Annotated in this window: 13 protein-coding genes and 1 pseudogene; 8 read left to right on the forward strand and 6 right to left on the reverse strand. The window is 70.7% G+C overall.

Translation table 11 applies throughout. The annotated features are described in order from the left end of the window. Positions 1–253: 253 nt before the first annotated feature. Both ACWDA7_RS24780 and ACWDA7_RS24785 read left to right on the forward strand, forming a co-directional pair. Positions 254–693 (forward strand): annotated as a pseudogene (locus tag ACWDA7_RS24780) (TIGR02452 family protein); the annotation flags it as partial. Positions 694–1,201: 508 nt separating this feature from the next. Beyond that, on the forward strand, positions 1,202–1,609 hold the full coding sequence (locus ACWDA7_RS24785; RefSeq protein ID WP_450606392.1) for a TIGR02391 family protein: 408 nt from the start codon (positions 1,202–1,204) through the stop codon (positions 1,607–1,609). Positions 1,610–1,618: 9 nt separating this feature from the next. On the opposite strand, the gene ACWDA7_RS24790 is transcribed toward ACWDA7_RS24785, so the two are convergent. The 3 genes from ACWDA7_RS24790 to ACWDA7_RS24800 form a co-directional block, all read right to left on the reverse strand. Further along, the gene (locus ACWDA7_RS24790; protein ID WP_450606393.1) at positions 1,619–2,065 is read right to left on the reverse strand and encodes a type II toxin-antitoxin system PemK/MazF family toxin; all 447 of its coding nucleotides are present in this window, start codon (positions 2,063–2,065) and stop codon (positions 1,619–1,621) included. A 75-nt stretch (positions 2,066–2,140) separates the two neighbouring features. Then, positions 2,141–2,335 carry an antitoxin gene (locus tag ACWDA7_RS24795; protein ID WP_450606394.1) on the reverse strand — a complete coding sequence of 65 codons (195 nt, stop codon included), beginning with the start codon at positions 2,333–2,335 and terminating at the stop codon, positions 2,141–2,143. A 277-nt stretch (positions 2,336–2,612) separates the two neighbouring features. Beyond that, a complete protein-coding gene (locus tag ACWDA7_RS24800) occupies positions 2,613–3,317 on the reverse strand; it encodes an SDR family oxidoreductase (protein WP_450606395.1) in 705 nt (234 codons plus the stop codon). A 105-nt stretch (positions 3,318–3,422) separates the two neighbouring features. On the opposite strand from ACWDA7_RS24800, the gene ACWDA7_RS24805 reads away from it, so the two are divergent. The 3 genes from ACWDA7_RS24805 (at position 3,423) to ACWDA7_RS24815 (ending at position 5,804) form a co-directional block, all read left to right on the forward strand. Continuing rightward, positions 3,423–3,929, forward strand: a complete 507-nt coding sequence (locus tag ACWDA7_RS24805) for a winged helix-turn-helix transcriptional regulator (RefSeq protein WP_450606396.1) — start codon at positions 3,423–3,425, stop codon at positions 3,927–3,929. A gap of 211 nt (positions 3,930–4,140) precedes the next feature. Further along, positions 4,141–4,713: a TetR family transcriptional regulator C-terminal domain-containing protein gene (locus ACWDA7_RS24810; protein WP_450606397.1), complete on the forward strand. Its 573-nt coding sequence runs from the start codon at positions 4,141–4,143 to the stop codon at positions 4,711–4,713. Between the two features lie 74 nt (positions 4,714–4,787). Then, entirely contained in the window at positions 4,788–5,804 is a 1,017-nt protein-coding gene (locus tag ACWDA7_RS24815) for an alcohol dehydrogenase (RefSeq protein WP_450606398.1), read from the forward strand. A 99-nt stretch (positions 5,805–5,903) separates the two neighbouring features. Here the strand turns inward: ACWDA7_RS24815 and ACWDA7_RS24820 are convergent, their stop codons facing one another. Beyond that, positions 5,904–6,827: a LysR family transcriptional regulator gene (locus ACWDA7_RS24820; protein ID WP_450606399.1), complete on the reverse strand. Its 924-nt coding sequence runs from the start codon at positions 6,825–6,827 to the stop codon at positions 5,904–5,906. A 149-nt stretch (positions 6,828–6,976) separates the two neighbouring features. Here ACWDA7_RS24820 and ACWDA7_RS24825 point away from each other — a divergent pair, with 149 nt between their 5' ends. The 3 genes from ACWDA7_RS24825 (at position 6,977) to ACWDA7_RS24835 (ending at position 9,319) form a co-directional block, all read left to right on the forward strand. Next, a complete protein-coding gene (locus ACWDA7_RS24825) occupies positions 6,977–7,279 on the forward strand; it encodes a muconolactone Delta-isomerase family protein (RefSeq protein ID WP_450606403.1) in 303 nt (100 codons plus the stop codon). Between the two features lie 92 nt (positions 7,280–7,371). Then, positions 7,372–8,634 (forward strand): YbfB/YjiJ family MFS transporter, encoded by a 1,263-nt coding sequence (locus tag ACWDA7_RS24830; protein WP_450606400.1) that lies wholly within the window; start codon positions 7,372–7,374, stop codon positions 8,632–8,634. 79 nt (positions 8,635–8,713) lie between these two features. Then, on the forward strand, positions 8,714–9,319 hold the full coding sequence (locus ACWDA7_RS24835; RefSeq protein ID WP_359396013.1) for a GOLPH3/VPS74 family protein: 606 nt from the start codon (positions 8,714–8,716) through the stop codon (positions 9,317–9,319). Between the two features lie 549 nt (positions 9,320–9,868). Here ACWDA7_RS24835 and ACWDA7_RS24840 read toward each other — a convergent pair. Together ACWDA7_RS24840 and ACWDA7_RS24845 are read right to left on the reverse strand one after the other, a co-directional pair. After that, positions 9,869–10,564 (reverse strand): SDR family oxidoreductase, encoded by a 696-nt coding sequence (locus ACWDA7_RS24840; protein WP_450606401.1) that lies wholly within the window; start codon positions 10,562–10,564, stop codon positions 9,869–9,871. Between the two features lie 155 nt (positions 10,565–10,719). Next, positions 10,720–11,040 carry a nuclear transport factor 2 family protein gene (locus ACWDA7_RS24845; RefSeq protein ID WP_450606402.1) on the reverse strand — a complete coding sequence of 107 codons (321 nt, stop codon included), beginning with the start codon at positions 11,038–11,040 and terminating at the stop codon, positions 10,720–10,722. Between the last annotated feature and the right edge of the window lie 78 nt (positions 11,041–11,118).

An 11,118-nucleotide genomic window follows, 5' to 3' on the forward strand; every position in this document is an offset into this window, starting at 1 on the left:
ATCGACCGGGCCGATTTCACTCGTCCCACCCAAGACCTTGGCGTCGATTCGCACAAGGGTGCCCAGTGGGCTTTGCGGTGCCATCGCTTTCTGTTGGTCGGGGCGAAATCGGTTGTTTTCGGGGGCGGGAAACTCTGTTGCGGCGCAGGTCCAGGATCGCTCACCATTCCTGCGTGAGCACGACGGGGGAGACCGGTGGTGGACCGGAGGAGGCCGTGCGCGCTGCGCTCACGGCGCCCACGGGGGTGACGCCGTGAGCGCGCGCCTGCGGGGAATCGCGCAGCAGACGGAGGAGATCGTCGCTGCGGGCGCCTATCGTGCGGAAGGTGGCCATCGCCGCGGCGGTCGAGGCCGCGCGGAGTGGCACGCGTGTGTTCGGACCGGATCCGGTGCGGACACCGCGGCCCAGCACCGTCCCGACGGTCTTCGAGGTGACCGGGGAGAGCAGTCTGAAGGCCGCCCGGCGCCCTGCTGAGCCGTTCGGGTGAGCGGGTGGCCGCGCTGAACTTCGCCTCCGCGCGCAATCCGGGCGGTGGCTGTCTGAACGGCGCGCAGGCCCAGGAGGAGGCCTTGTGCCGGGCCTCCGCGCTGTACGCGTGCGTCCGTGAGGTCAGGGAGTTCTACGACCACCACCGTGCGCAACGTGACCTGTTCTACATGGACCGTGTAGTCCCAGCAGGGGCTATCAAGATCGGGACATAAGCGTCTTCTGGCAGTTCAGAGCGACAATCCAGGGGAGCGGGCGAGGTCTCACACACTCGACTCACGCCCCCAGATCTCACAGTTGTTCGGCGACACCTGGTTCGGCAGGGCGCAGTTCTCTCGTAACGCCTGGTTCGTCGGCGCCCGGTTTACAGTGGCATTCAACAGCCACCGTACGTCTGCGCTAAACCACAGCAGACCTCGGGCATGCCGTGCGGTCATCCCCCGTCGCGGTCATCGCCCACCCCGCGCCCTTCAGCACCAGTGATGACAGTGACTCGGGTGAGAGCCCGCCAGCGGGGCCCCAAGGGTACGGGTGGCTTCGGTGGGGGCGCGCGGATGCCGCGCACCTGACCCTCACCGACGTCGACCTGACCCCCGGCTTCGAGCAGTGCTGAGTGACGGCCGGTAGCGAATCGTCGTTCCCTTCCTGCATCATCCGCCGCAATATCGACTGGGGAGATCAACCGAGCGAGTCTGGCCAACCCGCGAGCACAGAATGGGGAGATTCAAAGGTCCCCATCAACATGAACAACCGCCTCGACGCCGACAACTGCCCGGTCTGTGCGGGGTCCGGGCGCTGTCGCCCGCAGTAACCCTTCATCCATGGGTATGGGGCAGCGTCCAAGGACTGTGGAGCAGCGGCCATTTCCGTGAAGTGGTGGGGATGGCAGCGAAAGCGGTCAACGCTCAGGCTCAGGCAAAGCCAGGCCGGAAAGACCTCTCGGAGGCCAAGCTGGGCTGTGGGGTGTTCCAGAACGACCCGGCACAGGTGGCCGGGGCGTTTCGGGAACTGCTGGCTGAGGGGCGGTTCGAGGAAATCGTCTTCGGCGTGCTGGACCGCACGCCGGGCACGACGACACGGGCCGCGTTCGCACAGGCCTTCGCCGACGTGTGCGTCCCGTGACCTCGCCGCTCAGTTCCAGCCGTACCTTTCCCGCAGCCGGTGCACGACGAGGTTGAACCGCATCCGGTCCAGCGCGCACGCTTCGCGCCGCATTCCGTTCTCGTGCAGTCGCAGCACGCGGTCGACATCCACCCACGAGTCGCGCCCCGACCGGTCCCAGGGCCCGCTGCCTATCGCCACCCACTCCCGGTCGTGGTCGTGCTGCTTGCTGGACAACTGCACGGCGAGCAGCGTGCCGGACGCCTCCCGGGCGACCACGAGGACCGGACGGTCCTTGCCCCGTCCGTCGTTCTCCTCGAACGGCACCCAGGTCCAGACGATTTCCCCGGGGTCGGGGTCGCCGTCGTGCGCGGGGGAGTACTCGGTCCTCACCCGTCCCACCTGACGGGGGTCGGCCTCGGTGGTCGCGAAGGGGCCGTAGCGACCGGGGATGTCTTCGTCGGCAAAGGCAGTCACGCGGCACACGTTAGAGCCTCGCCGCGGACGCCCGGTGAGGGGGTCCGCGAACGTGACGCCGTGTCAGTTCGCTGTCTACGGCTGCGGCGGGTTGTCCCGGTCCTGCGGGGGCCGCATCTGGTCCCTGAGGGCGTCGGGGCCCTTGTCCACCTGACCGCCGGTCATGCCCCGGGTCTTGTCCTCGGCGATGCGGTCGGCCTTTTCGGCGCCCTCGCCCATGTGTTCCCCGTGGCCCGTCAGGATCCGCTTGAGCTTGTCCATCACGGACATGGTGGCCTCCTTGCGGGTTTTCCCAGGTCTTCCTGGGTCTTCCCCCTTCCTTCAGCATCGGCGTCCCCCGCCGGGGCCGCATCCGCTGCGGCCGGGGCGGGGCCGTCGCCCTTGTGGCGCCCGGTCGCCCGAACCGGTCCGGCCGGTCCGGTGGCACACGCAGGCCGCATCATCGCGAGCGGTGTCCTGATCGCCAAGGGCCGCAAGCCGCGGCCCGGACGGTCGGCGGGGCGGCCGGAAGCCGCGCCGCCGACCGCGAACGTAAAGAGCGGCCGGATCAGAAACCGATCTCGTGCAGTCCCGCGATGCCGCCGGCGAGCGCCGCGCGGGTCTTCCTGGTGAACTCGTCGATGAGGACTTCGTTCGCGTCGTCCTCGAGCGCGCGAAGCGTCTGCTCGGCCACCTCGTCCGCACTCAGCTTCGGGGCGTCCACTCCCGCGCTGAGGTCCGTGTCGACGAAGGCGCAGTGCACGCCCAGCACCTGGGTTCCCTGCTTGCGCAGACCCTGGCGGAGCGCGTTGGTCAGCGACCACTGCGCCGCCTTGGAGGCCGAATATCCGGGTGCCCCCTCGATCGCCCACCAGGAGGCCGCGGACAGCACGTTCACCAGCGCTCCGCCCCCGCGCGCCGCGAGGACCGGAGCGAAGGCGCGGGAGACCGACCAGGTGCCGTAGAAGTTGACCTCCATCGCACGGCGGGCGCCGTCGAGGTCGCCGTCCAGGAGGCGGGTACCGCCACTGGTCTGACCGGCGTTGTTGATCACGATCGTGACGTCCTGGGCGGCCTCGGCCGCCGCCGCGACCTCCCGGGGGTCGGTCACGTCCAGCCGCAGCGGTGTCAGCCGGGGGTCGGTCACGGTCTCCGGGTTGCGCACCGCCGCGTACACCTTGGCGGCGCCGCGGTCCAGAAGGGCCTGGCTCAGAGCCGCGCCTATACCGCGGTTCGCGCCCGTGACCAGGGCTGTCTGTCCGTTGATGCGCATGGGTCGCCTCCCGGCTCAGAGCCAGGACGCCATGAGCCCTGGCTGAATTGGTTCTTCCAAGCTAGCACGTGGATTGGATTCTCCAAGTCATGTAGGTTGGTCACCATGGCCAGAGCGAAGCGACCTGAGATCACTCCGGACCAGCCCGTCTGCTCCATCGAGCGGAGCCTGGGCCTCCTCGGGGACCGTTGGACCCTGCTCGTCATTCGCGAGGCCATGGGGGGCGTGACCCGGTTCAGCGACTTCCGCGACGCCCTGGGCATTGCCACCGACCTGCTCACGCAGCGCCTCGCGGCGCTGGTGGAGGGCGGTGTGATGGAGCGTCGCACCTATCAGGAGCCGGGGCGCCGGGCCCGGTTCGACTACCACCTGACGCCGGCCGGGCGTGAGTTGCTGGTGGTGCTCGGCGCGATCCAGCAATGGGGGGACCGGCACCGTCCGCCCGTGAGCGGACCCAGTGCCCTGCGTCGCAGCCGCAGCACGCTGCGGCCCTTGGGTGTCGCATTCGTGGACGATCATGGCGAGGCCGTCGAGCTCGACGATGTGGAGTTCGTGCTCAAAGACGGCCGTGGCGCCCCTGCACCTGCGGAGGGCGGGGCGCTGTCCGGTTGACCGGGCGCCGCCCATGTTCGGGCGGGGTCGGTGGCGACAGCGCACGGAGCCGTCGGGCTCGGGTCCCGTAGCGCCGATTTCGAGTCTCTGCGGTTCCGGTCGAGTGGTGTCCGGTGAGGATGCCGAGGGAGCTTGACGAATCCAAGTAGACTGGTCATATTAGTTTCAAGTAGACCGGCCATATTGATGCGGCAGAACGAGGTGACACCCCATGGCGCGAGCGTCCAAGCGCGAGCAGATCGCGCAGGCGGCCCTTGAGCAGTTCCACCTGCGTGGCTTCCATGCGACCGGCATCAACGACATCACCGCGGCCGCCGGAGCCCCGAAGGGGTCGTTCTACAACCACTTCTCCAGCAAGGAGGAGAGCGCGCTGGAGGCGCTGGACCGCTACGGCGCCGGGCTGCGGTTCGACATCCTCACCGCACCCGGGCGATCCCCCCTTGAGCGGTTGCGGGCGCACTTCGACCTCCTCCGGCGGCTCGTCGTCGACAGCGGGTTCTCGCAAGGGTGTCTCGTGGGCAACTTCGCGGCCGAGGTCGCCGATCACAACGAAGTGATCAGGGCCGCGGTGCGGCGGGGTTTCGACGAATGGGCCGCCCTGATCGCCCAGGTGCTGGCCGAAGCGCGGGAAGCGGGAGAAGTCTCTGCCGGCCTCGATGCCGACGACGCCGCGCGGTTCACCCTCAGCGCCTGGGAGGGCACGCTGCTCGTCGCCCGCGCCGACAAGTCCTCCGTTCCCTTCGACAGCTTCTTCCACATGGTCTTCGGCGTCGTCCTGCACTGAGTGCCGAGCGCCGGCGGCCCCCTCACATCCACTGTTCGGTTCACGGGACCGACAGGCTATTCAGGAGTATCGACATGTCCACTTATCGAGCCTTCGAGGCCACCGGTGTCCACCAACTGCGGTTGGTGGAACGTGAACTGGTGGAGCCCACACCCGGGCACGTCCGGCTGCGGGTGGAGGCGTGCGGCGTCTGCCACACCGACGTGCTGGCGGTAGAGGGCCTGCGCCCCGACCCCTCGCAGCCGCTCGTGCCCGGACACGAGATCGTCGGGGTGATCGACGCGGTGGGCCCCGGCGTCAGCGCCTGGCGGCCTGGCGACCGGGTCGGCGTCGGGTTCCTCGGCGGCCAGTGCTGGGAGTGCGAGCCGTGCCGCCGCGGCGACTTCGTCAACTGCGTCAACCAGGCACAGACCGGAACCACCGTCGACGGCGGCTACGCCGAGGTGGTCTACGCACGAGCCAGCGGCCTCGTCCGGATCCCCGACGGCCTGACCGCCGCCGAGGCCGCGCCGCTGCTGTGCGCGGGCCTGACCACGTTCATCGCCCTCCAGCAGAAGGCCACCCGGGCGGGCAGCCTGGTGGCCGTGCAGGGCATCGGCGGACTGGGGCACCTGGCCCTGCAGTACGCCCGCAGTCTCGGGTACCGCGTCGCCGCCATCGCGCGCGGGACCGACAAGGAGAAGCTGGCACGGGAACTGGGCGCCCACGAGTACATCGACAGCACCCGTGAGGACCCCGCCGCGGCCCTGCGGAACCTGGGCGGCGCGGCGCTCGTCGTCGCCACCGCGTCGAGCGGCGCCTCCATGAGCCCCCTGGTCGACGGCCTCGCGCCGGGTGGAAAGCTGGTCGTGGTCGGCGCCGCACCCGACCCCATCTCGGTGTCCACGCCCAGCCTGATCTTCGGCACGCGCAGCATCACCGGCAGCCTCACCGGGTCGTCCATCGAGAACGAGGACAACCTCGCCTACTGCCTGGCGCAGGACATCCGGCCGATGGCGGAGACACTGCCGTTCGAGCGGGCGATGGACGCCTACGAGCGGATGCTCTCCGGAGACGCCCGCTTCCGCATGGTCCTCGACATGGCTTCCTGAGACGCCCGGTCCACCGGCGGCGATGCGGCCGGTGCCGAGGCCGCCCGGCGATGGCCGAGCGCGGCCGGATGTTCTGGGCGGCCCCGGTCTCCGGGGCCGTCAGAGTCTGTAGGGGTCGCTGTCGGGCAGCCAGGCGTCCGGGGCGTGGATGCCCAGATCGCCGACCCCCTCGGTCAGGGCGTCCACCACGGCCAGGACCGATGTGCGCTGCTCGCCGCCGCGCCACACCAGCGACCACGTCCAGTAGACCTTCGGGCCGACCAGGGGGCGCGCTACCAGGTCGGGCGGCAGGGAAGTGGTCTGGCCCTTCGGGGAGTTGATCACGGGACGGCGGCAGCGGCGCACATGGTCGAAGAAGGCGGGACCGGTGATGCCGCCGTCGGTGATGGGGACGGCCCGGGCACCTGTGTCCTCGCACAGTTCCTCGGCGAATACGTTCCAGGACGCCCAGGACGTGGTGTCCGCGTCGATCAGAACCGCCGTGTCCCGGACCCGTACATCGCCCTCTGCGGCACCGGCGGCCACGGCGTACAGCCGGTCCGCGCCGATGAGCCGGGCCTTGAGACCCAGGCGCTCCAGATCCTCGTGGCGTATCCAGCACACGGCGATGTCGAGGCTGCCGTCAGCGACCCTGGCGGCCTGGGTGTGCGAGGGTGCGACCCACGCGTCAAGGTGCACTTGGGCCACGGAGGCGGTACGGGTGGTCAAGTCCGGGGGCAGCCAGTTGACGTAACCGAGCCGTACCGCCTCCGAGCCGGCGAGGAGACCGGCACGCCGCTTGAGGTCGTCCGCCCGCTCCACCAGGGCGCGGGTGTGCGGCAGGAGGGCCGACCCGGCCGCGGTCAGCGACACCGAACGGCGGTCACGGTCGAAGAGCTTCACACCGAGGTCGCGTTCCAGCGCCTTGATCTGCTGTGACAGCGAAGGACCGGCGATCAGCAGCCGCTCGGCGGCCCGGCCGAAGTTCAGCTCCTCGGCGACCGCGAGGAAGTACCGCAGTTGGCGCAGTTCCACGCTCGCCATGCTACGGCGCTGAGAGGTTGCGCCTTCCAGCAGCGAGACGGCCGGTCGTGGCGCCGTTCGCGGCTGCGGGGACACGATGGGCTCGTGACCATGCCTCGGCACCCCCGGTCCCACGGGGGCCTGCCCACCCCCTTTGGAGAGCGATGAGCATGCGTGAGTTCCTGGTCGAGATCACCACCACGGTTCCCGAGGGCACCAGCCAGGAAGAGGTCGACCGACGGCGCGCGGCCGAAGCCGAGCGCGCGAGGGAACTCGCCGCCACCGGCCACCTCGTGCGGCTGTGGCGCCCGGTCGGCGAGATGCGCAGCTACGGGATCTGGCGTGCCGCCGACGAGGCACAACTGCACGAGAAGGTGCTCGGCACGCTGCCGCTGAATCCGTGGATGACCTTCACCGTCACGCCGCTCGAATCCCACCCCAACGATCCTGGCCGGACCGGCTCGGCGTCCTGACCCCGAAGCCCCGCCCCCTCACGCCCCCGGTGGCGAAGGCCGGCGACGCCTGCGGATCCACGCTCCCCGGACCACCTCCAGAGGACTCCCTCATGAGTGCGCGCACCCAGCGCCCTTCAGCCACCGGAACGAACATCCCCGTGAACTCACCCTGGGCGCACGTCGCCAGGGCGGCCGCCGCACTCGCGGCCGGTATGGGAGTCGGCCGGTTCGTCTACACGCCGATCCTTCCTCTCATGCACGCCCAGGCCGGGCTGTCCGCGAGCGCGGGCGCGAACCTGGCCACCGCCAACTACGCCGGCTATCTCATCGGTGCCCTGATGGGCATCCTCGCGCCCGCGCTGATCCGCTCACCCCTCGCCCTGCGGGCCTGCCTGGTCGCTCTGACCCTCACCCTGGCCGGGATGCCCGCGACGCACAGCACGGCCGTGTGGCTCGTACTGCGGCTGCTGGCCGGGATCGCCAGCGCCCTGATCTTCGTCATCGCGGCGAACTCCCTCCTCAGCCACCTCGGCGAGCACCCCGCCCATCTGCCCGGCTGGGCGTTCGGCGGAGTCGGCGCGGGTATCGCGCTGTCCGGGCTGCTGGTTCTCGTACTGCGCACCGCCGCCGACTGGCAGGCCGCCTGGTGGGCCTCGGCCGCGCTCTGCGCCGCACTCGCCGCCGTCTCCTGGGACCTGCGTCCCGAGCAGACGCCCCCGTCCGTCGAAGGTGCCACGGCCCGGCGTCCCAGGACGTCCACCCACCGCTGGTTCGGTGCGCTGTTCGTCAGCTACACGCTCGAAGGCGTCGGCTACATCGTGGCGGGCACCTTCCTCGTCGCCGCGATCGGGCAGAACTCACCGGGCTGGGTCGGCGCCGGCGCCTGGGTGCTGGTCGGTCTCGCCGCCGTGCCGTCAGCGGCCCTGTGGGCCCGGCTGGGGCGCCGCTGGTCGCGCCCCGACCTGCTGCTGGCCGCACTCCTCGTCCAGGCGGTCGGTATCGCGCTGCCCGCGGTGCTCGGGTCGGTGGCGGCCGCGCTGGTCTCCGGGCTGCTGTTCGGCGCCACCTTCATCGGTGTCAGCACCCTCGCGCTGGCGACGGGCGACCAGCTGCGGTATCCGCGGTCCGTCGCCCTGCTGACCACCGGGTACTCGGTGGGCCAGATCCTCGGTCCGCTGGTCGTCGCCCCGCTGCTCCAGCACGGTTACCAGCGGGCCCTGCTACTGGCCGCTGCCGTGGTCCTCGCCGCCGCCCTCGCGTCGGGAGTGCTCCGGATCGGATTCCCGCACCCCACGGCGGGCGTACGGCACGGTGGTTCCAAGCACCCGTCGACAGCCGTCGAGGCCGCTCCGGCCTCGACGGACCGCACCTGAGCCGGTCGCGTTAGGGTCGGGCTGACGGGGCCGGCGCTCAGCGTCGCGCTGCCACCAAGTCCGAGACGTGGAGCCACGCATGACCATCGCACGGGACCTGCTCATCGTCGCCCTGGACGCTGCCCCGGGCCGTCCTGCCGAACCGGGTGACCTGTCGCTTTCGCTCGCGGGGGCGGAGTTGCTCGACCTCATGGACGCCCGTGCCGTTTCGCTGGACGGGGACCTGCTCGTCCCGGCCGACCCGCCGGTGACGGACGACCGCATGCTGCAGGAGGCCGCGTCGTCACTCGTCCGGCAGAGCCCGTACGAGTCGGTCGAGGACTGGCTGTGGCGCCGAGGGCGCGGTCTGTCCTCGGCGTATCTGGCCGCCTTCGAGGAGGAGGGGCTGTTCGCCCGGCAGCGCCGTCGCTGGCTGCCGTCCTGGACCGGTGAGGCGGTGCTGATCGACTCGCCCGCCCGGCGGGAGGCGACGGACCGCTGGGCCGCCGGGGAGCCCGTACTGGCCACGCTCGCCGCGACCGCGGGGATCCGTGAGATGCCGGCCGACGGACTCCCGGATGACACCGACGAGGCGGTGACGACGGTACTGGGCGCCGTCGACGACGCGGTGACGGAACTGACGGCCGTACGGCAGCGGCGGGACATAGAGAAGGCGGCCTTCGACAACATATGGCGGGGGCAGTGACGGGTGTGCCGTGCGGCCCCTGGATGCGCGGGGCGAGGTGACGCGTGTGCGGTGCGGCGCGAGGGCAGTGACGGGTGTGCCGAGCGGCGCCTGGACGCGCGGGGCGAGGTGATGCGCTTGGCGTGCGGCGCGGGGGATGTGCGGGGCGAGTGACGCGTGTGCCGTGCGGCGTACGTGAGGTGCGAGGCCGTTGCGCGTGAGGGACTGGGCTGCCGTATGGTGCGGGGCCGCTGCGTGCGGCGGACGGACTACGGGATTTTGCGGGTCGTCCCCGGAATCGAGAGGAGCTCGGTGTGCGTCGTAGACAGCCGCCGGTGCCCGGTGGGCGGCTCACCGGGATGCGCGAGGCCGTTGCGCGGGAGTGATCAGGCTGCCGTGTGGTGCGGGCCGTGGCGGGCGGCGGGCAGACTGCGGGTCGCGCTGCTGGTCATCCGAATCCGGTCCAGGCACAGGAGATGTGCGAGGCCGTTGCGCGCGGCGGGCGGCCCGTGGTTATGCGGGGCGTGTGCGGCGGTCGGCCGCCGGAGTCCGGCCGACCGCCCCCGGCGTTCAGAAAGGCTCGGCGTCGAGGGGGCGGCACAGGTTGGCCTTGACCTCCCTCGTGTGCTGGTCGGCGAGTACCTCGACCCGGTCGTCGGCCAGGGCCTGAACGGTCTGCTCGGCGACGTCCTCGGCGCTGAGCTTGGGCATGTCCACCCAGGAGGACAGGTCCGTCTCCACGAATCCGGCGTGCACTGCGACGACCAGGGTGCCCTGGTCCCGCAGCCCCTCGCGCAGCGCACCGGTCAGCGACCACTCGGCCGCCTTGGACGCCGCGTACCCGGGCCATCCGGGCCGGGGGAGCCAGGACGCCACCGACAGCATGTTCACCAGGGCGCCGCCCCCGTTCCTGGCCAGAACCGGGGCGAAGGCGCGGGCGATGGCCCAGGTGCCGAAGAAGTTGACCTCGAGCGCCTGGCGGGCCCCGTCGAAGGGGCCTTCGATGAGCTTGGTCTCCCAGCCGCCCACACCGGCGTTGTTGATCACGATCGTCACGTCGCCCGCTGTGCCGGCGGCCGCGGCGACCTCATCGTGATCGGTGACGTCCAGACGCAGCGGCGTGACATCGGCATCGGTCACGCTTTCGGGGTCCCGCGCGGCGGCGTAGACCTTGACCGCCCCGTGGTCGAGCAGCACACGTGCGAATGCTCTGCCGATGCCGCGGTTGGCGCCCGTGACGAGAGCCACCGATCCCTTGATGTCCATCGCTCGCCCTCCGCCCTCTTTTTCCGTCGTGTGCAGGGGCGGGCACCCGGCGCGTGAACGGGGCGCAACCCCTCACGACTCACCATCGCCCTCGGAGCCAAGGCCCGCATCCGCGAGGGCTTCTGACTCCCGTCCACGCCGCTGGGGCAGGCGTCTCAGTGGTCGGTGATGACCCGGGACACGTGGTACTGCCGGATCCGCCACGCGTCGTTCTCGCGCTGGAGTACCAGCGACATATGGACCGCCGCCTCCCAGCCGTGCGGGTCCTTGAAGGTCACGTCCGCGAAGCCGCCGGCCGCCTGATCGCCGATGGTGTACGTGCTCAGGACGGTGACGTCGGCCGAGCGGTCGTCCGCTACCGCGTCGTAGTAGGCGCGCACCGCGTCGCGCCCGGACGTGACCTCGGGGCCGAACCCCTGGAAGAGCGCATCGTCCTTGAATCCTCCCCCAGCTGAAGCAGGGGATTCCTGGCTCACGTTGGCTGCGGGTCAGCGACCAGCAGCTCTTACACGATCAACACCAGCCGGGTTGAAACCAGCCCGGTTTTGTACGGC

The organism is Streptomyces sp. NPDC001156 (assembly GCF_053598275.1).